This is a genomic window from Paenibacillus sp. FSL K6-1096 (genome assembly GCF_037977055.1).
GTDB lineage: Bacteria > Bacillota > Bacilli > Paenibacillales > Paenibacillaceae > Paenibacillus_AQ.
The window spans coordinates 3,166,851-3,189,715 of record NZ_CP150274.1 but is presented as its reverse complement, the minus strand read 5'-3'; the positions used below and the strand labels follow the sequence as shown (position 1 = coordinate 3,189,715).

19 protein-coding genes are annotated in these 22,865 nt (G+C 53.1%); 14 read left to right on the top strand and 5 right to left on the bottom strand.

From position 1 onward, the window contains the following. Positions 1-212 precede the first annotated feature (212 nt). From MHI24_RS14170 to MHI24_RS14160, 3 genes are read left to right on the top strand one after another with little or no spacing between them, the layout of a single operon-like run. Positions 213-2,078: an ABC transporter ATP-binding protein gene (locus tag MHI24_RS14170; RefSeq protein WP_340026229.1), complete on the top strand. Its 1,866-nt coding sequence runs from the start codon at positions 213-215 to the stop codon at positions 2,076-2,078. Then, positions 2,008-2,679 (top strand): response regulator transcription factor, encoded by a 672-nt coding sequence (locus MHI24_RS14165; RefSeq protein WP_340026228.1) that lies wholly within the window; start codon positions 2,008-2,010, stop codon positions 2,677-2,679. Before MHI24_RS14170 ends, MHI24_RS14165 begins: the two co-directional genes overlap by 71 nt. Before the next feature lie 5 nt (positions 2,680-2,684). Continuing rightward, positions 2,685-3,764: a HAMP domain-containing sensor histidine kinase gene (locus tag MHI24_RS14160; protein ID WP_340026227.1), complete on the top strand. Its 1,080-nt coding sequence runs from the start codon at positions 2,685-2,687 to the stop codon at positions 3,762-3,764. 30 nt (positions 3,765-3,794) lie between these two features. Here the strand turns inward: MHI24_RS14160 and MHI24_RS14155 are convergent, their stop codons facing one another. Continuing rightward, the gene (locus MHI24_RS14155; RefSeq protein WP_340026226.1) at positions 3,795-5,339 is read right to left on the bottom strand and encodes a PLP-dependent aminotransferase family protein; all 1,545 of its coding nucleotides are present in this window, start codon (positions 5,337-5,339) and stop codon (positions 3,795-3,797) included. A gap of 203 nt (positions 5,340-5,542) precedes the next feature. Here MHI24_RS14155 and MHI24_RS14150 point away from each other — a divergent pair, with 203 nt between their 5' ends. The 6 genes from MHI24_RS14150 to MHI24_RS14125 all read left to right on the top strand — a co-directional run bounded on the left by MHI24_RS14150 (position 5,543) and on the right by MHI24_RS14125 (position 12,042). Beyond that, positions 5,543-6,160: a LysE/ArgO family amino acid transporter gene (locus MHI24_RS14150; RefSeq protein WP_340026691.1), complete on the top strand. Its 618-nt coding sequence runs from the start codon at positions 5,543-5,545 to the stop codon at positions 6,158-6,160. A gap of 168 nt (positions 6,161-6,328) precedes the next feature. Beyond that, positions 6,329-7,720, top strand: coding sequence for a helix-turn-helix transcriptional regulator (locus MHI24_RS14145; RefSeq protein ID WP_340026225.1), 1,392 nt, complete (start codon positions 6,329-6,331; stop codon positions 7,718-7,720). Positions 7,721-8,005: 285 nt separating this feature from the next. Then, positions 8,006-8,185, top strand: coding sequence for an aspartyl-phosphate phosphatase Spo0E family protein (locus MHI24_RS14140; RefSeq protein ID WP_340026224.1), 180 nt, complete (start codon positions 8,006-8,008; stop codon positions 8,183-8,185). Positions 8,186-8,249: 64 nt separating this feature from the next. Next, complete coding sequence (locus MHI24_RS14135; RefSeq protein WP_340026223.1) at positions 8,250-9,572, top strand: transcriptional regulator; 1,323 nt, start codon at positions 8,250-8,252, stop codon at positions 9,570-9,572. 66 nt (positions 9,573-9,638) lie between these two features. Continuing rightward, on the top strand, positions 9,639-10,946 hold the full coding sequence (locus MHI24_RS14130) for a helix-turn-helix transcriptional regulator (protein WP_340026222.1): 1,308 nt from the start codon (positions 9,639-9,641) through the stop codon (positions 10,944-10,946). Between the two features lie 169 nt (positions 10,947-11,115). After that, entirely contained in the window at positions 11,116-12,042 is a 927-nt protein-coding gene (locus MHI24_RS14125; protein WP_340026221.1) for a copper amine oxidase N-terminal domain-containing protein, read from the top strand. Positions 12,043-12,108: 66 nt separating this feature from the next. Here the strand turns inward: MHI24_RS14125 and moaA are convergent, their stop codons facing one another. Beyond that, a complete protein-coding gene (gene moaA / locus MHI24_RS14120) occupies positions 12,109-13,110 on the bottom strand; it encodes a GTP 3',8-cyclase MoaA (protein WP_340026220.1) in 1,002 nt (333 codons plus the stop codon). A 344-nt stretch (positions 13,111-13,454) separates the two neighbouring features. On the opposite strand from moaA, the gene MHI24_RS14115 reads away from it, so the two are divergent. The 3 genes from MHI24_RS14115 (at position 13,455) to MHI24_RS14105 (ending at position 14,836) form a co-directional block, all read left to right on the top strand. Further along, positions 13,455-14,150 (top strand): molecular chaperone TorD family protein, encoded by a 696-nt coding sequence (locus MHI24_RS14115; protein WP_340026219.1) that lies wholly within the window; start codon positions 13,455-13,457, stop codon positions 14,148-14,150. Positions 14,151-14,291: 141 nt separating this feature from the next. Continuing rightward, positions 14,292-14,564 carry a hypothetical protein gene (locus MHI24_RS14110; protein WP_340026218.1) on the top strand — a complete coding sequence of 91 codons (273 nt, stop codon included), beginning with the start codon at positions 14,292-14,294 and terminating at the stop codon, positions 14,562-14,564. Continuing rightward, positions 14,561-14,836: a hypothetical protein gene (locus MHI24_RS14105; protein WP_340026217.1), complete on the top strand. Its 276-nt coding sequence runs from the start codon at positions 14,561-14,563 to the stop codon at positions 14,834-14,836. Before MHI24_RS14110 ends, MHI24_RS14105 begins: the two co-directional genes overlap by 4 nt. 84 nt (positions 14,837-14,920) lie before the next feature. Here the strand turns inward: MHI24_RS14105 and MHI24_RS14100 are convergent, their stop codons facing one another. Next, positions 14,921-15,100: a hypothetical protein gene (locus MHI24_RS14100; protein WP_340026216.1), complete on the bottom strand. Its 180-nt coding sequence runs from the start codon at positions 15,098-15,100 to the stop codon at positions 14,921-14,923. A gap of 459 nt (positions 15,101-15,559) precedes the next feature. Between MHI24_RS14100 and MHI24_RS14095 the strand changes: the two genes are divergently transcribed. Continuing rightward, on the top strand, positions 15,560-16,663 hold the full coding sequence (locus tag MHI24_RS14095; RefSeq protein ID WP_340020563.1) for an IS4 family transposase: 1,104 nt from the start codon (positions 15,560-15,562) through the stop codon (positions 16,661-16,663). 255 nt (positions 16,664-16,918) lie between these two features. Here the strand turns inward: MHI24_RS14095 and MHI24_RS14090 are convergent, their stop codons facing one another. Together MHI24_RS14090 and MHI24_RS14085 are read right to left on the bottom strand one after the other, a co-directional pair. Next, complete coding sequence (locus MHI24_RS14090; protein WP_340026215.1) at positions 16,919-20,128, bottom strand: efflux RND transporter permease subunit; 3,210 nt, start codon at positions 20,126-20,128, stop codon at positions 16,919-16,921. 58 nt (positions 20,129-20,186) lie between these two features. Beyond that, entirely contained in the window at positions 20,187-21,098 is a 912-nt protein-coding gene (locus tag MHI24_RS14085; protein ID WP_340026214.1) for a TetR/AcrR family transcriptional regulator, read from the bottom strand. A 243-nt stretch (positions 21,099-21,341) separates the two neighbouring features. Between MHI24_RS14085 and cls the strand changes: the two genes are divergently transcribed. Then, positions 21,342-22,850, top strand: coding sequence for a cardiolipin synthase (gene cls, locus MHI24_RS14080; protein WP_340026213.1), 1,509 nt, complete (start codon positions 21,342-21,344; stop codon positions 22,848-22,850). Positions 22,851-22,865: the final 15 nt, after the last annotated feature.

Below are 22,865 nucleotides of genomic sequence, written 5' to 3'. Positions count from 1 at the left end.
CGAAATCAGCCGCTGCTATCACTGTAACATTTGTTGAAAAGGGATACAAACCAAGTATTATGGGGAATTTCAAATCAATGGTAAAAGTGCAGGGCAAAGCTGCATAAATCAGCTGTTTAATTTCAGTTTACAAATTACAGTTATCCTAGGATGGAAGGCGGAAGCGGACCCATACTGCTGACGACATAATCCGCCGGAAAAGGAGATTAACCATGAACAACGATCAAGCTTCGCAGAAGCGGGGAGCCGGCATGAAGCCGTTCCTGAAGCTGCTTCGCGATACCAAACCATCTTATCTAATGCTGGCGCTGGCACTTGGCCTCAGCATCATATCGACCCTTGTAGGTCTCGTTATTCCAATGTTCACGAAGAATCTGGTCGACGGCTTCTCGCTGGCCTCTGTCAGCAAGCTGCAAATCGCCCTGATCGCCGGAGCCTTCATTGCCCAGACCGTGGCCGGCGGGGTGTCCATCTATCTGCTGAATGCGGCCGGGCAGAGAATGGTCGCCGGGCTGCGGGACCGGTTGTGGCGCAAATTCCTTGTGCTGCCTGTGTCCTATTATAATGAGAACCGGACGGGCGAGAGCGTCAGCCGGATGACCAACGATACGGGAATTCTCAAAACCCTGATCTCGGAGCATGTAGCCAGCCTTTTTACCGGGATTATCTCTATTGTAGGCTCCATCTCGGTGCTGCTCTATCTGAATTGGAAAATGACGCTGGTGCTGTTCACGGTCCTGCCGCTGTCAGCGCTGATTCTGGTGCCGCTGGGGCGGCAGATGTACAAAATCTCCAAGGGCACCCAGGATGAGACGGCCTCCTTCACCGCTGTTCTCAGCGGCGTACTGTCCGAGATCCGGCTGGTGAAAGCCTCGGGAGCCGAACAGAAGGAATATGAAGCCGGACGGCAAGGGATTATGAACCTGCTCGCCTTCGGGCTTCGCGAGGGCAAGGTCAGTGCGCTGATCAGCCCGCTGGTTTCCTTCGTCTTCATGATGCTGCTCGTAGTCATTATCGGCTATGGCGGGATGCAAGTCTCCTCGGGGGAGCTTACTGCCGGTGAGCTGGTCGCTTTTATTCTGTATCTGATTCAGATTATTATGCCGCTGACACAATTAACTCAATTCTTCACCCAGCTCCAGAAGGCCAAGGGGGCGTCCGAGCGGATGATTGAGACTCTTGAAGCCAAGGAAGAGGTCTATGAGGGCGTTCTGGAGGCTGCCGGCGAAGACGGTCCTGTTGAGGTCGAAGACCTTAGCTTCGGGTACAAGACGGGGGAGAAGGTGCTGGACCGAATCAGCTTCACGATGCAGCCGGGACAGGTCACAGCGATTGTCGGTCCAAGCGGCGGCGGCAAAACCACCCTGTTCTCGCTGCTGGAACGCTTCTACGAGCCATTAAGCGGAGTGATCCGGCTGGACGGCAAGCCAGCATCACTGTTCTCGCTGAAATCCTGGCGCGGGCGGATCGGATATGTCTCTCAGGAGAGTCCGCTGCTGGCCGGGACGATTGCCGAGAATCTGGCCTACGGCCTGGAGCGTGAGGTCAGTCAGGACGAGCTGCGGCGTGCGGCGGCGATGGCCTATGCGGACGGCTTCATTGAGGAGCTGCCGGACGGCTATGATACCGATGTGGGCGAGCGCGGGGTCAAGCTGTCCGGCGGACAGCGGCAGCGGATTGCCATTGCCAGGGCACTGCTGCGCGATCCGAAGATTCTGATGCTGGACGAGGCTACATCCAGTCTCGACAGCCAGTCCGAGGCCGTGGTGCAGCAGGCGCTGGGGAATCTGATGCAGGGCCGGACCACGATTGTCATTGCTCACAGGCTGGCGACGGTGGTGAATGCGGACCAGATTATTTTCATGGAGAAAGGCCGGATAACCGGCAAGGGTACACACGAGGAACTGCTGCGTAATCATGAGTTGTACCGTGAATTCGCTGAGCAGCAGCTGCAGATGAATACACCAGAGCTTCAGAGCCGAGGTGCCGGGGAGGATTCAACAGGCTATGGCCAAAATACTAATAGTGGACGACGATCCGCATATCCGCGAATTGGTGGGCGTGTTCCTGAGAGCTGAAGGCTTAACTGAGGTGCTGAGTGCCTCAGACGGGCTGGAAGCCCTGCAGCTGCTTGAGGAGACACCTGCCGATCTGGCGATTATCGATGTGATGATGCCGAATATGGACGGCTGGGAGCTGTGCAGGGAGCTGAAGAGGCTGTATGATTTTCCGGTTCTGATGCTGACGGCTAAAGGGGAGACCTCGCAGATTGTCAAAGGCTTCGAGCTGGGCACAGACGACTATCTGGTCAAGCCCTTCGAGCCGCCGGTGCTGATTGCCAGGGTCAAGGCGCTGCTGAAGCGGTATCAGATCTCCGCCGCCCAGAGTGTGAGCGTAGGGAGCCTGCGGATGAACCGCAAGACGTATGAGATTGCTTCTGAGCACGGGAATATTACGCTGCCGCTCAAGGAATTCGAGCTGTTATTCAAGCTGGCGAGCTACAAGGGGCAGACCCTGACGCGCGACCGGCTGATCGAAGAGATCTGGGGCTATGATTACGAAGGTAATGAACGGACACTGGATGTGCATGTGGGCCGTCTGCGCGAGCGGTTCCCGCAGGAGCAGTTCGGCTTCGCCATCCGCACGGTCCGGGGGCTCGGCTACAGGCTGGAGGGATGAACGGAATGAGCAAGACGGGTAAGACAGGCAGGATCAGCGGTTTTTTGCAGAAAATAAAAATCATACTTCCCGTTGCCGGGGTGCTGACTGTGCTGTTTGTATCCTGGAACGGAAGTTATTTCGGCTCCCGGCTGCTGGTGCGGTATTTCGGCTGGACCTTCCCTGAATATGGATATCATCTGTTCGTGATGGCGGTGCAGGTGGTGCTGTTCTTCTGTATCGGGGGGATCATTTCCTTCGCTACACGCGGAAAGGAGCAGCAGTTCTATGTACCGATCCTCACAGCGATGCGGCAGATCGCCAAGGGGGATTTCAAGGTTGAGCTGGACAGCGGCAAGTACCGGCAGTTCGGAGGGATTGTGGAAGGGATCAATGAAATGGCCAATGAGCTGAGCCGGATGGAAACGATGCGCCAGGATTTCATCGCCAGCGTGTCCCATGAGATCCAGTCACCGCTGACCTCGATCCGCGGCTTCGCTGCGGCTTTACAGGAAGAAGGGCTAAGTCCTGCCACCCGCAAGCATTATCTGGATATTATCGAAGCGGAGAGCCGCCGTCTGTCCGGCCTAAGCGATAACCTGCTGAAGCTGTCGGTGCTGGAGGCGGAGAGCTTCCCGTTCGAGCGGAAGCCGTACAGGCTGGATAAGCAGGTGCAGGAGATGATCCTGGCTGCAGAGCCGCAGTGGCTCGGCAAGGAGATTGAAGTAGAGGCCGAGCTTGCAGAGACTACCGTGATTGGGGTCCGGGATCTGCTGAGCCAGGTATGGACGAACCTGCTGCATAACAGCATCAAGTTCACTCCGCAGGGCGGACAGATTACCGTTACCCTGCGCAGCGCTGGAGAGTGGATTGAAGTGGAGGTGAAGGACAGCGGAATCGGCATGGCGGAAGAGGAGCTGCCGCGGATCTTCGAACGGTTCTACAAGGTGGATCAATCGAGAAGCGTCAGCAGCGGCGGCGGCAGCGGACTGGGCCTCCCGCTGGTGAAGCGGATTATTGAGCTTCATCAAGGCAGCATCCAGGTCACGAGCCGTCCCGGGGAGGGAACGGCTTTCCGGGTCCGCCTGCCGCAGCGGGCCGGGTGAATCCGCAGATCGGCTGTTGACGGGAAGCCTCTAGTCTCCTGCCTTGATCAACCCGGCAAGCAGAGGGATGGCCCGTTCCAGCTCTGCCGGGGAAGCATAGGCGTAGGATAGTCTGAGATGCCTCCGGTCACTGCGGTCATACAGATCGCCCGTATTTAGCAGCAGTCCTTCGCGCAGCGCTGCGGTGAACAGCTTGCGCGGCGGCCCGGCGTGCAGGAGGGAGAGCCAGATATAGAACCCTCCCGCCGGTACGTTCCAGGTCGCCAGCCCGGTGCAATGCTGCCGGAGCAGCTCCAGCATAAGGTCACGGCGCTCACGGAGTCTGCTGCGCAGTGTTTGCAGATGCTCCTCATGATAGCCGCCCGTCAGCCAGCTGGCGGCCGTCCATTGGGACAGGGAGCTTGCACCGTAATCACTCTGCATTTTGATGTCGGCCAGCCGCCGGACGACCGGCTCGGGTCCGGCAATCCAGCCGATGCGCAGGCCGGGACTGGCCGCCTTGGATAGTGTCCCCAGATGCAGGACACGCCCCTCGCGGTCCAGCGCCTTCAGCGGAGGCGGGGGCGGGGCATCCAGCCACAATTCCTGGTAGGCCCCATCCTCCAGGATCGGCAGTCCCAGTCTGCCTGTGACCTCCATCAGCTCCCTGCGCCGCTCTGCGTCCATCAGTATTCCCGTAGGATTATGGAATGAAGGGATGCTGTAGAGCATCGCCGCCTTGCTGCGGACAGCTTCAGCCGCAAGCCGCTCCGGGATCAGCCCGCGCCCGTCCATAGGCAGGCCGCTGAATTTCACCCCGGCAGACTGAAAGGCGTGAATAGAATACAGATACGAGGGCTTCTCCAGCAGAATGGCCGAGCCGCGCGGCAGCAGCCCCAGGGCGATTAGTTGCAGCCCTTGAAGTGCCCCGGAGGTAATCAGGATGGAGTCCGGGCCGGCCAGGATGCCGCTCTTCTCCAGCATCCGGCTGACCGCAGTGCGCAGCGCCGGACTGCCGAGCGGCTCTTCATAGGAGAGCGGGGGGAGAACACTCTTCGAGAGTCCGGCCAGCACCTGATTCATCGCGGCTCCGGGCAGCAGCTCAGGCGCTGGTTCCCCTGTGCCGAGGCGGATTAACCCGGGCTCATATTCGAGCCGGTTAATGTCTTGAATGGTGGGCAGATTGGGATAGTGAATCCCTTCCTCCACATAATCATTCCAGTTGCCTAAGCGTTCCGGCTCAGTTGGCTCCTCTGTTCCGGCTCCACCGCCGGATGGCGGTAGAGCGGAACGTGCGCCGGATACGATGGTCCCGCCGCCGCGCCTGCCTTCGATCAGCCCCAGAGCGGTAAGCTGGCCCAGCGCGGTAACCACGGTGCTGCGGTTCACCCCGAGCCGGCGGCACAGCTCCCGCTGAGGGGCCAGGCGCATCCCGGGCGGCCAGGCTCCGGAGCGGATTTTGGCCAGAAAGTAAGCTGAGATCTGGGCATGAAGCGGCAGCGGAGAGGCCGGGTCAGGCTTCCAATCCACTGATAGGCCAGGGGAAGCACCTCCTTGTCCCTGTTCAGGATGGAAGGGCGGGAATTCTTGGTTCAAGGGATAAGCTCCTTCGGTGTAATGTCTTGGCTTCAGTGTACCATGGTTGATCCTTCTGATTCATCTTGGTTGGGTATACCGCCTATAACTTGGATGGTTACGGCCCTGCTGCTGCGCGGTACGATCAGAATACTGTAACGGGAGAGTAAGCGGTGAAGCTTATCTCCGGCAGTACCGCAGGCTATATGGAGGGGGATTACATGATGGTACAGGCCATTGTACATGGAATTATTCTGGCCTTCGGGCTGATTCTGCCGCTGGGCGTGCAGAATATATTCGTATTCAATCAAGGAGCGCAGCACACTAGATTCCGCAGTGTGCTGCCTGTCGTTCTGACAGCAGCGGTCTGCGATACGCTGCTCATTGCTGCGGCGGTCGGCGGCGTCTCGCTGGTCATTCTATCGCTGCGCTGGGTCACGCCTGTTATATATGGGGCGGGCATTCTGTTCCTCGCCTTCATGGGCTGGAGAATCTGGCGCTCCGCTCCGGCGAAGGACGAGTCCAGCCGTCTCTCCCCGAAGGGGCAGATGCTCTATGCACTGTCTGTGTCCCTGCTGAATCCGCATGCCCTTCTGGATACAGTGGGCGTGATCGGGACCAGCTCGCTGCAATATGACGGGGCGGTGCGCTGGGCCTTCGCAGCGGCAACTGTAGCCGTCTCCTGGCTCTGGTTCCTGGGACTGGCTGCCGCCGGACGCCTGCTCGGCAGGACCGATACCTCGGGCAAGGTGATACAGGGGCTGAATACCGTTTCAGCGCTGCTGATCTGGAGCATCGCCATCTATATGGGAGTTCAGCTGTGGGGGCAGTTTTGCGGCTAATTTAGCCTTAATCTGGCGGATTCGGCAAGCGGGTTGCCAAACTGTTTCTAATTCTTCACAACTTCATATTATATTTGTGCTACTCTATTGACGGTTGAAATCCGATCCTCTACCATACAGATATAAACATATTGTTCTAATTTCTGGAATGTTGGAGGTGGTATTGCTTTGGAGCCTGCAGCCATGATTCGAGATCAGCTTGCAGATTATTTAACCCAGCATGGGATGTCTATTAATCAGTTCGCCATAAGGTCTGGCATTAATTCCGGGACACTGAGCCGGATTATTAATGGCCATCAGCCCATTGCCATGAGCCATCTGGAGTTAATTACTGCGGGGATGGGGGTGAGTGAGGACTATTTTTACAGAATGTATGTGGATGAATGCTTCTCTTATTCAGCGCCAACCTGGCGGAGACTCCGGCCGTTCATCGTAAGGTGTGCAGAGCTGGGGCGCACAGATTGCATCGAGCTGCTGGTGCAGAATCTGCTGGATAATCTGACGTATGTTCCCATGCTGTTTGAGGTCGCGGAGGGCTTGTTCGAGCAAGGACACCGGGCAGCGGCGGCCCTGCTCTATGAGAATGTAAGCGCCAGCGAGAAGTACCAGTATTCCGAACGTCTGGCCCTGTGCCAGTACCGGCTGTTCCAGATCGCCCTTGGCGATGATCAGAGCACGAATTTGCGCGCAGCGACTTTATTCGAGAGCTACATCCCGCGGTTGAATGAGGCGGATCAGCTGGATGCGTTGAAGGAACTCATGCATGTCTACTATACATTGCAATTGTGGAATAAAGTAAACGAGCTTGCTCTTGAAATGCTACGTCTGGCTACGATTCAATATGACCTTCTTTCCCGCTCTAAACATAAAGAGCTAATGAAGATCCGTGAAAGACCACTTTGCTTCTATATATTATACGCCCATCTTATGCGCTCCAATGTCTACGAGGAATATGGGGACTACAAAAAGGCTCTTGAACTTGTACCGTTATATTCGGAAGTAGATTGGATACATGAGGATAACGAGGAAGTAAAGAGGACTGTAGCGCAATTTAAGGAGTGGGGCAAGGCTAATACTTATTTGTATCGTTTACTGGATGGACAAGTAGAGGTGCTGCCTGATTATGTTAATTATATTTCAACGCAGCAAGGAGAAATTTTCACAGCTTTATTTTATATCGTTAAATCTGCCAACATGTACAGCTGGGATGTAGATTCTATCCTAGAACGTTTCTCCGATTATATGCCCTATAGGATACATCTCAATGAGTTCGGCGTGTACAGTCAGCAGATTAAAGCAGATCAACATGCCAGATTTCTTATAGAAATGGGAGTCTATTATCTGCGGAATACACGCAGTGAAGGAATTCGATATATATTAGAAGGTTTGGAATCATCGTCTAAACTTAAGAATGAGAGCATGATCTTCAAATGTGTTGATCTATTCGAGCAGAACAGGCATATTGCCGGGGAAGATGAGCAGTTGCAGTACAAAATCTTAATAAGAGAGGTACGGGATGCAAATGAAAAGAAAACTCCTATTGTTGCTGGCCTCAATTAGTTTTGTTGTAGTTACTACTATGCCTATAACAGATATAGTGAGTAAACCTATACAACAGCAAGCGATTGAACCAATGGGGCATGGCACAGGCGCTTGAATAAGCGGCCGGAGTTACATAGCATCACCTTAGGCGTCTTCTGCTAAAGCAGAGGGCGTCTTTTTTCGACCAACTTTATTCTGACATAGTTAGTTCAATATATTCACTTTAACAGATAATGCAATCGGCCCAATATTTTATAGTTTTACATAAAAATCTATAATGTTGCATAAGGAGGCGGGATTTCCATGTCAAGTCCAGCAAGCGTCAGAATTCGTATTGAGCAGGCAAGAAGTATGCTTCATAAATTACATATTCAATATGGCGGTTTGAATCATCCCGAGGTGCTGCGGCAATCCGTAGTGCTGGATGAGTTGCTCAATGCGTACGACAGCGCCTACCGGATGAAGAAGAGGCCGCCTGCATAGCAGCATTCTCATAGAAGTGTACTTAGTTACCGGATAGTGAGCGTGTGTAAAGGTGGTAAAGACTTTGGAGCATACAGTCAAAATACGTGATGAAATTGCGGCCTATCTCATACAGCATAATCTGTCCATTAATCAGTTTGCCATCAACAGCGGCATCCATTCCGGCACACTCAGCCGGGTAATGAAGGGTCAGCAGGCCCTGGCGATGAATCATCTGACCCGTGTTACCAGTGGGATGGGGCTGCCGGAGGATTATTTTTATAGCAAGTATGTGGATGAATGTCTATACGATTCGGCGCCAACCTGGCGGCGTATACGGCCGTTCTTACTGCAATGTGCTGCACTGTCGCGTCTGGATTGTATTGCACGTATCGTACAGAACTTATTGGATAATCTGCTGTATGCGCCGCTGCTGTTCGAGGTAGCTGAGGAGTTATTTGAGCAGAAGATGTGGCCGGCCGCAGCATTAATCTACGAGAATGTGGGAGCCAGTGAGAAGTATCAGCACTCCGAACGTCTGGCTCTCTGCCAATACAGGCTGTTCCTGATTAACCGGGGAGATGATCTCCAGAAGAATCTAATCGCAGCCACATTGTTCGAGAGCTATATCGATAAATTGGATGAAATTAATCAGTTAGATGCATTGAAGGAGTTGGCGAATACCTACAGCTCTCTTCAGAGATGGGACAAGGTCGGTGAGCTGGCGGAGGAACTGCTCCGGCTGGCCTCCATGCAATATGAGCTCCATAAAGGATCAGATCATGTGAAGAGAGGGGGAGCGTTACTAACTAAGCCTCTTTATGTCTATATTCTGTATGCCCAGCTTCTCCGTGCCCTTGTGTGTGAGCAGTGTGGAGACTATAAGGCTGCGCTGGAGATCGTTCCTTTATATATGGATGCCAGTTGGATCGTAGAAGATGACGAGGAGGCACGGCGGGCCATCGACCAATTTCAGGAATGGGGTACCGCGAACACCTATCTTTACCGCTTAATGGATGGTCAGTTCGATGTGCTCGACGAGTATGTTGAATATATTTCTACACGGGAGAATGAAATTTTCACAGCCTTATTCAAAATTGTTCAAATGGCCAACCGATACAATTGGGATGTGGATCATGTAATAGAGCGGTTTGCCGACTACATTCCTTACCGGACCCTTTACAGCGTCTTTGGTGAATATGACCGGCTTATTCTCAAAAAAAACTATACCCAATTCTGCAGCGAGCTGGCGACCTACTACCTGTCCCGTAACCGGTACAAAGGCGATGATGTTTCCATGCAGAGTGTAGACTTATCCGCCAAAATAGACAGTGAGAACAATGTGATTCGAGGGACGATATCTGTTGATTTCGAGATTGCGATTTCGGATATTCCGAAGTCGGGGTGAGAGTACATCACGGCATAACACACATAGATAATCCTTAACAGCGATGCTGAAAAGGTGGTAAAAACTATGGAGCATATGGTCAAAATTCGGGACGAAATCGCGGCCTATCTTACAAAGCATAAGCTGTCTGTTCATCAGTTTGCGGTGGCCTGCGGCATTCATTCAGGTACACTCAGCCGGGTGATGAAGGGACAGCAGGCCCTGGCGATGAATCATCTGACCCGCGTTACCCGGGGGATGGGGCTGGCGGAGGACTATTTCTACAGTAAGTATGTGGATGAATGTCTATTTGATTCTGCACCGACTTGGCGGCGGCTACGTCCGTTCCTGCTGCAATGCGCGGCGTTAGCACGTTTGGACTGTATGGAGCGGGTGGTGCAGACTTTATTGGATAATCTGCTGTATGCACCGCTGCTGTTCGAGGTGGCCGAGGAGTTATTCGAGCAGAAGAATTGGCCTGCGGCAGCATTAATCTACGAGAATGTGGCGGCCAGCGAGAAATATCAGCATTCCGAACGTCTGGCCCTCTGCCAATACCGGCTGTTCCTGATTAACCTGGGGGATGATCCGCAGAAGAATTTAATTGGGGCTACTATTCTAGAGAATTATGTGGATAAGCTGGATGAAATTAATCAGCTGGACGCGCTTAAGCAATTGGCTCATACCTATGCCTCTTTACATAAGTGGGAGCAGTTAGGTGAACTGGCGGAGAAGATGCTCAAGATTGCCTCTCATCTGTATGAACTTCGGCGGTCCAATCATGGGCAGCCCTACAAAAGACCCTTATACGCCTACGTTCTGTATGCCCGGCTTCTTCGTGCTTATGTGCAGGAGGAACGCGGAGACTATAAGGCAGCACTGGAGAGTATACCTGCATATATGGATGGAAGCTGGATCAGGGAAGATACTGAGGAAGCAAAGCGAATTATTGCCCAGTACCAGGAGTGGGGGCGGGCGAATATCTATCTCAACCGCTTAATGGACGGGCAGATGGAGGTACTTGCGGAGTACGTAGAATATATTTCGTCCCGTGAGAATGAAATTTTTATAGCGTTGTTCAGGATTGTCCAAGCGGCGAATCGATACAAATGGAACGTGGACCATATTTTGCAGAGATTCTCTGACTATATTCCTTACCGTAAGTATTCAAGTATTTTTGGTGAACGCAACAAGTTAATGATGAGCGACCAGTATGGGCAGTTCTGCAGCGAACTCGCAACCTACTATCTATCCCGCAACCAGTACAAGGGCGATGAGGTGTCCATGCAAAGCGTAGACCTGTCTGCCAAAATAGACTGCACGGATAATGTGATCCGGGGGACGATATCGGTTGATTTCGAGATTGCGATTTCGGATATGCCGAAGCCGGATTGAAGCAAGTTCATATGTCCGCACAATTTTAAAAGGCCTGGAGCCGCTCACGCTCCGGTCTTTTTGCTGTTTGTAAGATAGATTGCTTGGCCGGTGTGTTGTCTTCAGTGTAACCTTACGTCTTTTTGGGCGTCTATATAATAGGGTTTGAAAAAATTAGGAGGTTTCACTGATGAAAAAAAGCATCTTATTTTCTCTGACACTGTTGTTCTCTTCGCTCTGGGTAATGCCGGTGCATGAGGCGGCTGCGGCAGGTCAGACTCCAGCAGGGACTCAGGTTGTGGTGAATAACAACTCATTAGAGAGGGGGGATATCCTTAACCGGAACAATCAGGTATTTCTGAGCTTAACTTCACTAAGCAGTCTGGGTGACCTGACGTTTGCCTGGAATAATGCGGCCAAGCAAGTGACCGTGAAGGGGAACGACACCAGCCTGCAGTTGACCATAGGTACCAAGGTTGCCCGCAAAAATGGAGCATCCGTTACTTTAAGCAACGCTCCCTTTATTCATAAGGGAAAAACAATGATTCCTTTGCGTTTTGTAGCCGAAGCCTTGGACGGTTCTGTGGTATGGAATCCAAAGATTCAGACCGCATTTGTATCTAAACCAAGCAGCAAGCTGCTGGCGGATGCTAACAGCACTTCATTAAGCACAGCCAGAAATGCTGCGATTAATCTTCCCAGAGTCTCACAGCTCACGGAGAATTTCGAGCCTGTTGTAGAAACAGCCAGCCTGCAATATTATTTTCCTGAAAAGGCCAAGGACCGGTTCATCGAGGTTAACAATAATGTAGTCCGTTACTATCAATTAACCAATAGCACCGCTTATCTGAAGTGGCAGGCTGTCATAGGTGGAATCGCCGCTGCGCAGGATAAGCTATATTTCATAAACCGCTCCTTCGCCAAAGAGAATGGGAATTTACCCAATTTCAAAGATACGACATTCGCCAGCTTCCGCTGGATGCCTCATATTACCTCCACCGGTTATGGCCTGATTAACAAGGGGAATTGGAATGAGGTTGTGCTGCAAGACGCTGAAGTACCGGGGGCCAAGCTGAAGGATAACTATATTATCGTGGACATTCCTGAGGAAGGTTAACATCCGGAATAGTAACAGGCCCATGAACATGTTCATGGGCCTGTTATATTTGGCTGGCGGAACAGCTTATCCCCCGATCTGCGACATCCGGCGGGCGGTGGGCGTGTGGCTCTGCGCTTTACGCTCCAGGGCCAGCGCCATCTCATGATTATGCGGCTTGTTGCCGAGCGCCTCACGGAATAAGGCCTGCACCGCCGCAGGGTCGCCGGTCAGCGGGCGCACATTGTATTCATCCTGCCAGTACAGGCAGGCTTTGATGTGGCCGTCGGCGGTGAGGCGCAGCCGGTTGCAGTTGTCACAGAAATGCTCACTGACCGGATGGATCAGCCCGAAGGTTCCCTTCGCACCGGTGACGCGCCGGTTCTGGGAGGGACCGTTCCCGGCAGGCAGGTCTGCTTCTTCGGTCGTCCAGCCGGCTTCCCTGCAAGCCTCAACTACCGTCTCCAGCGGGAGATAGGTCTGGCGCCAGGCGTCGCTGGCACTGCCGATCGGCATATACTCAATGAAGCGCACATTCAGCGGGCTGTTCAGCGTCAAGGCGATGAAGTCCTGAATCTCGTCATCGTTAATGCCCTTCATCAGCACCACGTTCAGCTTAATCGGAGACAATCCGGCGGCCTCAGCCGCTTCAATCCCCTTTAGCACCTTAGCCACATCGCCGCCACGGGTAATCATGGAGAAGCGTTCAGGCCGTAGTGAGTCCAGGCTGATGTTCACCCGCGACAGCCCGGCCTGCTTCAGGACAGCAGCCTTATTCGGGAGCATCAGTCCGTTGGTTGTTAATGATATATCTTCAATGCCGGGGATGGCGGAGATCATGGCAACCAGCTTCTCCAGGTCCTTGCGGACCAGCGGCTCGCCCCCGGTCAGGCGCACCTTCCGCAGGCCCAGCGGGGCAAGGGAGGCGACCACAGCAGCAATCTCTTCATAGCTCATAATCTCGTCCTGCGGCTGGAATTCCATTCCTTCCGCAGGCATACAATAAATACAGCGCAGGTTGCAGCGGTCGGTCACCGATATACGAATGTAGTCATGTATGCGTCCAAAAGGGTCAGTCAGCGGCTCCATATCGTTGCTCCTTCACCTGTTGATGTTAGTTTAAATTTTAAAGAAAGCATTCTCTTGCGTCAATGTAGAAGATTGAGCAGAAGCAGTCAGGCAGACAATTTAAATCATAGGGGGACAGTAGCGGAACGGCGCAGCCTAATTATGACAAAAGTGCGACAATTCCTGGGAATGGTCATAGAATGCTCACCGAAAGCGTTTAACATTTTCGATATAATTTAATTGCGGAAGATTCAAACTTTAGATACTTTCACTTTTGCGAAGAGCACAGCTATGATACCGGAAGGCGCAGGCGGTAATTTCAAATTCCCCGGCTTCCGGCAAACTAAGTAGGGAGGATTTGCAAAATGACGATATCAACTGTTCCATCGCTTGTCGTGCCGGAGGCTTGCAGCCGCTGGCTGGAGAGTCGGGGATTAATATATCAGCTGCTGGTGGACTTCTTCGGAAGAAAGCCGTCGCTCTCACTGGTCGCCCAGTGGAGCCGTAACCGTGAGATGAGTATTGCTGCGGAGATGACCGAGGGCGGCCGTGAGCTGAAGCGTTATCTGTGCAGTCAGGAGCCGTCTACGCTCCCGGCCATCTGCGAGAAAGAGAAGCTTGAGTATAAGCGGCTGATGAACGAGCGTGCGGTCAGCTCCGTGTTGGCCCGTGAAGCGGCTCAGCTCGGCCGGGAAGAGGAGTTCTGCAATGTCCTCTCTGATGTGTACGCATCGGCGGGTATTGTTTTCAAGAAGTGCAGCGGCGAAGCGGACGACCACATCGCGATTGAACTGGAATTCATGGCGGTGATGCACGAACGGATGCTGTACAACAGCTTCTCCATCCGCAGCGCCATGGAGCTGCTGGAGATCCAGGAGCGGTTCCTGGAAGAGCATCTGCTGAAGTGGACCCCGCAGTTCTGCCAGCGCCTGAACGCAGCTACAGACAGCCCGTTATATCTGGGACTGAGCCATATGCTGGAGGAATTCCTGCCGATGGATCTGAAGATGCTGCGTGCCTGGAAGGCTTCGCTGGAGAGCGGCGCGGCTGCTATGGCATAGCGAATCATTCATTTTAAGGAAGCATGGCTCCGTATAGAGAAAATTAAAAGACACCTTTATTGGTGTCTTTTTTCAATGTTGGATAGGAGACTAAGGTTGTTGTATATTGTGGATAAGGTGCGGGATTTGAGGACGTAGTTTTTGAATCATCCGAATGATAAGCTTGAAAAACCGATTACAATACAATGCGCTGACGGTATGCGAGGAGGTGCTGTCCTAGTGCTGCCCCAAAGAGAAGAATTGCAAAGGTTATTGAAGAAGGCCAATCAACATGTAATCACCGAGGCCAAAAAAGCAGGCGCCTCCATATACTATATGAAAGACGGTAAAAGAATACGTGAAGATGCCACCGGCCAAAAATTCGAGATTAGTTATGACTTAGCTGGAAATCGCACTGAGTTTTGTTATTCATGACTAATAAGGAAGCTGTAATGACGGTTTTTGCTGGTACTAATGGAGCTGGGAAAAGCACAATCAGTTTTCAAATGAGGGAGTATGTTGGAACTATTATTGATCCTGACCAGATTGCCAAAAGCATAAACCCCATAGATCCCAGAAGTGCAGGCCTGTCCGCTGGAAGGGAAGCTGTAAAGCAAATAAGGGAGTTAATCGGACGAAGGGAAAACTTTGCAATAGAAACTACTCTGTCAGGCAGTTTTGTTTTACGTCAATATGAAGACTGCTAGCTTTTGCCATGAAGAAATCCTATTTGGGCCAGGGGAACTTTGGAATTGTACTTGTAATTTGGACAGTTAAATAACGAGTTGGCGTTATCTATCTTTGAGTCCTTGAAGTGTTTGATCGTATTCCTCAATGGCATCAGTCAGAGCGATCATAAAGTCTGGGCTAATTCCAACAGCCAATGAAGTTTTTGTTGATCCCATTCGCTTTAAAGCGTCCGTCAAGTTTATGCCTAGACTATTACCGAATTTGCTCACTTTTCGCTCCATTTTAACCATCCTATTCATAAGTGCTCTTTCTTAGCGACACACTCAATTGCTTATAACAATTGTACAATTATAGGGTTGAAATTCAACCAAAGCTTAATGCTTTTAGTATATTCACCTAAACTATTATGTTTTCACATCCTTTAACTCTATATCCTCATCTCCACTGCACTGTTTTAATTCCATGATAAGTGTATTCTGTGCAACTAAAAACAGTGAAACCGAAGGCTTTGCTCTTCTAATTGTATTCTGCACAACTACATTTGCCCGGATGGGCCAAAATCCAGGTATAGAGGCATTTTTAATTGCACGGAATACAGTTAAACAGAGATTCGGCGGCACATCCGGCGATTTAGTTGTACAGACTGCAGGCCTGTTGATTAGCCAAAAAAAGGTAGCAAAAAGGCCGCTCATTCGGTAAAGTGTTTGTACCCCTACAAACATCCGAAACGAGGCGACCTCATGAAAAAGTCTACTTCAATCTCGAACATTCTGCAATTAGTGATTCCTGAAGAGAAACTCTCACCGTTTCTTCAAGAACTTGAATATGTCGATACAGCAAGAAAGTTTACCGTCTATGACCTCTTTTTATTCTTGGCGGAGGCTTCGTTCCAGCAGTGGGAGGGATATCGGGATGGTGAAGTACGCATGGATTCCAGCGGCCTTAGACCCGTAGACCATTCAACGCTTTCCAAAAAAGCGAAAGATGTTCCCTTCGAGCTTTTTAAGCAATTGCTGAACCTCATGATTGATCTGTGTAATCGCTCGACCCGAAGACATTTAGGGATTCCCAAAGCCTTACTTCTCGTCGATTCCACCAAAATTACCGTCGGGAAAGAACGGCTTCCTTGGGCTCCGCTGAAAGGCGAACGCGCAGGAATCAAATTACACGTGTCGGTGGTGGCCGATGAAGGCCGGCTCTTTAAGGTGACCGAGACCACAGGGAATTCCCATGATTTTAAAAGCTGTCCCGAGCTGATCGACAAACGGTTTATTATCGTAGCCGATCGGGCGTATGGCAGTCACAAACGATTCGATGAGTATCTGGAGCAGCACCAATGCTTTGTCATTCGGCTTCGGGACAACACGCTCTTTCAGTCCCCGGTTGCCCGGATACGAAGCGAACCCTTCACAGGAACTCTCGAACAAGATTTCACCTGCCAATTAGGAAAAGGACAACGGCTTTCCAAGAACCGTTTTCGCGTAGTAATTCTAAGAGACCCACAAGGCAACCCGGTGATTCTTGCTACGAATCTGCACTGGCACTCCGCTGAGCGGATTGCAGAAATTTACAAGAAGCGGTGGCAGATCGAAGTGTTTTTTCGCTGGATTAAGCAGCATTTAAACATTCCAACCTTATTTGGGACCACACCCAATGCTGTGTACGGACAGTTGTATACCGCTTTACTGGTTTATGTGTTATTGAAATTCCTCTTTGACAAAGGAAATGCAGTGGTTCATTGGAGCGCCAAACTAACGTTTGCCGATTTTGACCGCTTATTTACGCTGCAACGATTACCCGTAGAATGGATTACTTTTTTGACTAATAATCTTACATTCCCATAATTTAGCTAATCAACAGGCGTGTACAGACTGCAATTAAGCCTAACCCTTGCACCTTAATCGGGCACGGCAACCCTCAGCAAGCAATAAGTTAAAAGTAATTTTCCCATGTTTAAATCTGATGCTGTACTAGGGTGATTCATAGATACTCTGGTCATAGCAGATGGCTAAGTCCCGTCAACAAATAAGGCGCCCTTCCATCATCGGAAGGGCGCCTTATTTCTGCCTTGTTGCGACGTGTTAGCCTTACGTCACCCTTTACTCATATACCTTCTTACTGCGGAACTTCATCAGGAACTCGTAGACTACCGGCACAACAACCAGGGTCAGGAGTGTAGAGCTGACGAGGCCGCCGATGACGGTTACGCCGAGACCCTTGGAGATGATGCCGGCGCTGTTCTCCAGGCCTGTAACCAGCGGCAGCAGAGCGCCGATGGTGGCGAGCGCGGTCATGAGAATCGGACGCAGGCGGGTAGCCCCGGCCTCCAGAAGCGCCTGGCGGGTGGACAGGCCCTCCCGTTCCTTATGAATGACGCGGTCAATGAGAACAATCGCGTTGGTGACAACAATCCCGATCAGCATGAGCGCGCCCATTAGCGCGGAGACGTTGAGGGTCTCACCGGCCAGGAGCAGGGCAACGAGCGCGCCGATGACTGTGAACGGCAGGGAGAACAGGATGGCGAACGGAGCCAGGCCGCCGCCGAAGGTAACGACCAGCACGAAGTATACGATGGCGATCGCGGCCAGCATGGCAATGCCGAGCTGCCCGAATGTTTCGTTGATCTGCTCGGTGACGCCGCCGAAGGTAACGGTCACGCCATCCGGGAGATCCATGGCGTCAATTTTCTTCTGTACCGCGCTAGAAGCACTGCTGATGTCGCTGGAGAGGATATCGGCGGTCACTTCCACCTTCATTTTGCCGTTCTCGCGGGTGATCGAGTCGGGCGACTGGCCCTGCTCAATCTTCGCAACCTCACCGATTGGGACGGTAATACCCAGCGGGGAGGTTAGCGTAGCAGCCTCCATCTCCCCAATGCTGCTGTAGGACTCCTTGTCAGCCTCGATATAGACATTGTAATTCTTGCCGTCCAGCTTAACCTCGGTGAGCACAGGCCGGGTTCCGGCAGGACTTAGCTTCATCGCAATCTGTCCGGCGGTCAGGCCGAGCGAGCTCAGCTTCGCCTGATCGGCTACGATGGTGTATTGATCATAGGCTTCAGCGAGGCTGGTCTTGCCGTCCTTGAAGTTTTTATTATCCGCCTGCACGATGCCGGCGATCTCATCGGCTACCGGCTTAAGCTGCTCCAGTGAATCGCCGAAGATGTTGACGGTCAGCGTGTTGCCGCCCAGACCGCCGCCGGCCATACCGGACAAATCGCCCCACTTGCCCTCAGGCACTTCCTTGGTTAATCCTTCGATCAGCTTCTCTTTCACGGTATCGAAATCAGGCGTATCGCTGTCATACGTTACGTAGAACAGGCCGGAGTTGCCGGAGCCCATTCCGAACGGCGAGCTGCCGCCGATGGAGTACTGCATTTTATCTAAGTGCTCCTGGGCCAGAATGAACTTCTCGGCCTTCAGGCCCAGCGCCTTCACATCCTCCAGCGTCTGTCCAGCCTTCGGAGAGAAGGTGAGCGTCACATTCTTCTCTTCCTGGGACGGCAGGAAGCTGACGCCGATCGGCTTAACCAGGAACAGGCTGCCTGCCAGCAGCAGCACGGCTACGCCGAAGGTAATCAGCTTGTGCGACAGACACCAGTCCAGAATTCTGGCATATCCGCCAGCCAGCGCGCCGGGCTTGTCATCGTGGCTCTTCTTGCCCTTCTTCAGCCCGTTGCGGAACAGGGTGTGAGCCAGTGCAGGCACCAGGGTGATCGCGACCACCAGTGAGGCCAGCAGCGCGAAGACCATAGTCAGCGCGAACGGCAGGAACAGCTCACCGACCATCCCGCTGACAAAAGCGAGCGGAAGGAATACAGCAATGGTTACAATCGTAGAAGACATGATCGGCACGAACATCTCACGGGTAGCCGCGCTGATCAGCTCGCGGCCGCGCAGCTTCTCTCCCGACAGGGTAAGGCGGCGGTAAATGTTCTCGATGACAACAATGGAGTCATCGACGACGCGGCCGATGGCGACGGTCATCGCACCCAGCGTCATCATGTTCAGCGTAATATCCATCTGCCGCAGGCATAATATCGCGATCAGCAGTGATAATGGAATCGAGATAATGGAAATAATGGTGGAACGGATGTTGCGCAGGAAGAGCAGAATGATCAACACTGCGAACAGAGCGCCGAAGGCTGCCTTGGACAGCATGGTATTGACGGAATCCTCAATCGGCTTGCCTTGGTCGAGCAGGACGGTAAGGTCCATAGATTTGTACTGCTTCTTCAGCTCCTCCGCCCGGTCCTTGACGCCGTTCACGACATCGACGGTATTGGCATCATTGGCCTTCACAATCTGAATCCCGAGCGATTCCTTGCCGTTGGTGCGGGAGATGGACTCTGATTTGCCAACTACCTCAATGGTGGCCAGCTCACTAAGCTTCACGGTCGGCAGTCCGGTCATCGCGGCTGCACCCGCCGGAGCGCCTGCACCACCAGCGCCTGCGCTACCTGCGGCGCCAGCCGCATTACCGTCTGGAGCGCCTGCTCCTGTCCCGCCAGCGGCCGCACCGCCCGCAGCCCCCGCTCCCGCGTTGCCCGCTTGAGGGGCAGAAGGAACGAGTGGAATGCGGACATTCTGCAGATCCTCCACCGTGGTAATATTGCCGTCAACGACAACCGCCTTCTGCGCCTTGTCCAGCTCGAACAATCCCAGCGGCACGCGCAGGGAGGAGCCTTGAATGATACCCTTGACCGTATCCTCGGTCAGGCCGTATTGCTTCAGCTTCTCCGGGTTGAACTTCAGGGAGACCTCCTTGACGTATTGTCCGGCGATCTGCACGGAGGCTACGCCTTCAACATCCTCCAGCGCCGGGCGGATGTCATTCTCGGCTATCCGCGTCAGCTCCTCCAGATCCCCGGAGCTCTCATCGGAGATGCTGAGCGAGACGACCGGCAGCGAGCTGAGGCTGAAGCGCGAGATTTGCGGCTTCTGGACCTCCTCCGGCAGCTTCACCTCGTTCAAGGCTTCCCGCACGGCTGCGGTGGCATTGTCCAGGTTCGTGCCGTAGTCGAACTCAATGGTAACGCTGGAGGCGTTCTCCAGCGAGGTCGAGGTCAGCAGCTTCACGCCGTCCACGTTGCGCAGCTTCTGCTCCAGCGGCTTGCTGACTTCATTGACTACCCCTTCAGGCGCAGCACCGGGATAGACCGTAGTGATGCTGAGATAAGGAATGCTGATATTAGGCAGCGTCTCCTGCTTCATGGTCATTCCGCTGTACAGGCCGGCGAAGACAATGATAATCGTCAGAAGCCAGATGGCGAACTTGTTGCGGAGCGAGAAATTAATTAGGCTTTTCATCTGTGGAATAAAACCTCCATTACGAATTAATCTGGATATTTAAAGCGTGCTGCATGATTCACTCATGAAGCCCGCAGATCTTCATATGAGGGGCGAACTGCTTCTTCAGCTTGCTCAGCTCTTCGGACAGGACGGGGTATCCTTCCAGATTGGCAATCATGCCCTGAATAATGACCTTCCGGGGGTCCGGGCTGAGGATTTCGTTCTCCAGGATACTCAGGGATTCCAGACCGTCTTCGGCATCGTTCGGCTGAAGCCCGTCAGCCTCGCTGAGCAGAAGCTTCATGGCCTTGATCAGCTGAAGCGGACTCTGGCGCTGTACCTCCCCTGGAGGGTCTGCCCACTGCTCCAGATCAGCGGCGGTGATCAGGGGAGCAGGCTGTCCGGTTAACAGGCCGGCGGCCAGCATATCAAGCCAGTCCACCAGGCGTCCGGCCAGGACGGGGATCGGCACGGAGTTCCCTCCGCAGAACAGCAGCTTGATGCTGGAGCTGATCAACCCGTTGCTGAGCAGGAACAGCTCGCCGGAGTAGGGCAGGATCTCCGGCCCGTACAGCTGCTCCAGCTTATCCCGGGACCAGCGCAGCAGTGCGGCATTGTTCTTTTGCACCCATTCCGGCACTTCGGTCTGCCCTCTCCCGGCCAGGTCCAGGAATTGGCGCTGCAGGAACTCCCGGAGCTCATACACATGACTAAGCAGTATCTCAATCTGGTTGCACAGCTTCTCCCGCGGGGTTCGGCCGGTCTCCAGCTCCTCTTTCTGGATCGGGTCATGAATCATGCGGAAGCAATACATATAGATGCTATGTTCCAGCTCTTCCTTGGATTTGAATGACAGATAGAGGCTTCCCTTGGAGATCCCGCACAGCGCGGCAATCTCCTGCATGGAGGTGGCAGAGGCGCCCTTTACGGCGAATAGCTGCATGGCGGTCTTGAGGATTTGTTCTTTTTTTATGCTTTTCGCGGTCATAGCGAATCCTCTCTCTTCCTTCTGACTATCAAGTTCTATAATTGACTATGTGGTCAGAGAGATTATATTATATATGCTGCGCCATTACAAATCCGGCGCGGACGGCCTTTGCGGGGGAATATTACAGAAGGGTCGCGATTCCAGCTCTGTATAGGATTTCAGTAGGAAGAATTGGATTCTTCATGCTAATATAGACATGTGTCAATTTGGTGAGCAACGGCAGAAAGAGAAGGTAGGTTACCTATGAGAAGAGGACTGCAGGCTATAGTCATCATAGCGGCTTTGCTGGCTTTTTATTATTTTGGCTTCGGGATTTTCGGCAGTACAGCCGGGACTATAATCAGTATTTTCTCCACACTGACGGTCATCTCGATCGGGCTGGGGATCTTCATGGAGAACCGCAACCCGTCCACCACGGTGTCCTGGATACTCCTGCTTGCGCTGATCCCGGTGGTGGGGCTGGTATTCTATTTCCTGTTCGGACAGAATGTATTCAAACGGCGCAAGTATGACAAAAAGGCCCAGCGCGATCTCATGGCCTATGAACGGATCGAGAACGACGCGCTGCGGATGCACCAGGACTGGTCAGTGTTCAGCCCCGCGCGGCAGAAGCTGCTGGGATTGTCCCAGCGGCTCGGGCGTACGCCGATCTCCTTCAATTCGGAGTCGCGGATTCTGACTAACGGCGAAGAGACCTTCGGGACGCTGCTCTTGGAGCTGCGGCAGGCGCAGCATCATATTCATATGGAATATTACATCTTCCGGGCGGATCATATCGGGACGCGCATTCAGCAGATTCTGATTGAGAAGGCCCGCGCGGGCGTGGCGGTCCGGTTCATGTATGATGCGGTTGGCAGCATGCAGCTGTCCCGGGCATTTCTGAAGGAGCTGAGTGATGCCGGTGTGCAGGTGGCGGCTTACGGCAACTCAACATCCTTCTTTTCCAGCCGGGTGAATTACCGCAATCACCGCAAAATCGTAGTTATCGACGGCGACGTCGGCTTCATGGGCGGGCTGAATGTCGGAGACGAATACTTAAGCCGCAGCAAGACCTACGGCTTCTGGCGGGATACGCATATGCTGCTGAGGGGCGAAGCGGTGCGGACGATGCAGATTATTTTCCTGCAGGACTGGATGCACACCACCGGCGAGAAAATCCTGGAGCAGGATTACCTCTCCCCGCAGCTGCGCTTCACGGCCGGGGACGGGGCGGTGCAGATCATTGCCAGCGGACCCGATAATGAGCGGCGTGCGCTGAAGAATATCTTCTTCTCGATGATCACCACTGCGGAGAAGTCGGTCTGGATCGCCACGCCGTATTTCATCCCGGATGAGGATATTCTGACGGCGCTGCGTGTGGCGGCCATGTCGGGGCTGGATGTGCGCCTCCTGTTCCCGGCCAAGCCCGACAAGTGGCTTCCGTTCCTGGCCTCCCATTCCTACTTCCCGGCGCTGCTGGAATCGGGCGTGAAGATCTTTGAATACGAGAAGGGCTTCATCCACTCCAAGCTGCTGATTGCCGACGGGGAGATTGCAACGATCGGGACGGCCAACATGGATATGCGCAGCTTCCATCTGAACTTCGAGGTGAATGCGCTGCTGCTGCAGACCGAGAGCGTCTCGCGTGTCGTTGCCGATTTCGAGCGCGACCTGTTGTCCACGCGGCAGATTGTCCATGAGACCTTTATGGAGAAAAGACTGCTGGAGCGGCTGCTGGAATCCGCCGCCCGCCTGATGTCCCCGCTGCTGTAGGCGGAAGTCGAAGCA

Coding starts and splice junctions, on each gene's coding strand:
- MHI24_RS14170 (WP_340026229.1), top strand. CDS start 213: ATGAACAACGATCAAGCTTCGCAGAAGCGGGGAGCCGGCATGAAGCCG.
- MHI24_RS14130 (WP_340026222.1), top strand. CDS start 9,639: ATGGAGCATATGGTCAAAATTCGGGACGAAATCGCGGCCTATCTTACA.
- MHI24_RS14165 (WP_340026228.1), top strand. CDS start 2,008: ATGGCCAAAATACTAATAGTGGACGACGATCCGCATATCCGCGAATTG.
- MHI24_RS14100 (WP_340026216.1), bottom strand. CDS start 15,100: ATGGAGCGAAAAGTGAGCAAATTCGGTAATAGTCTAGGCATAAACTTG.
- MHI24_RS14150 (WP_340026691.1), top strand. CDS start 5,543: ATGGTACAGGCCATTGTACATGGAATTATTCTGGCCTTCGGGCTGATT.
- MHI24_RS14160 (WP_340026227.1), top strand. CDS start 2,685: ATGAGCAAGACGGGTAAGACAGGCAGGATCAGCGGTTTTTTGCAGAAA.
- MHI24_RS14085 (WP_340026214.1), bottom strand. CDS start 21,098: ATGACCGCGAAAAGCATAAAAAAAGAACAAATCCTCAAGACCGCCATG.
- MHI24_RS14090 (WP_340026215.1), bottom strand. CDS start 20,128: ATGAAAAGCCTAATTAATTTCTCGCTCCGCAACAAGTTCGCCATCTGG.
- MHI24_RS14140 (WP_340026224.1), top strand. CDS start 8,006: ATGTCAAGTCCAGCAAGCGTCAGAATTCGTATTGAGCAGGCAAGAAGT.
- MHI24_RS14095 (WP_340020563.1), top strand. CDS start 15,560: ATGAAAAAGTCTACTTCAATCTCGAACATTCTGCAATTAGTGATTCCT.
- MHI24_RS14115 (WP_340026219.1), top strand. CDS start 13,455: ATGACGATATCAACTGTTCCATCGCTTGTCGTGCCGGAGGCTTGCAGC.
- MHI24_RS14125 (WP_340026221.1), top strand. CDS start 11,116: ATGAAAAAAAGCATCTTATTTTCTCTGACACTGTTGTTCTCTTCGCTC.
- moaA (WP_340026220.1), bottom strand. CDS start 13,110: ATGGAGCCGCTGACTGACCCTTTTGGACGCATACATGACTACATTCGT.
- cls (WP_340026213.1), top strand. CDS start 21,342: ATGAGAAGAGGACTGCAGGCTATAGTCATCATAGCGGCTTTGCTGGCT.
- MHI24_RS14105 (WP_340026217.1), top strand. CDS start 14,561: ATGACTAATAAGGAAGCTGTAATGACGGTTTTTGCTGGTACTAATGGA.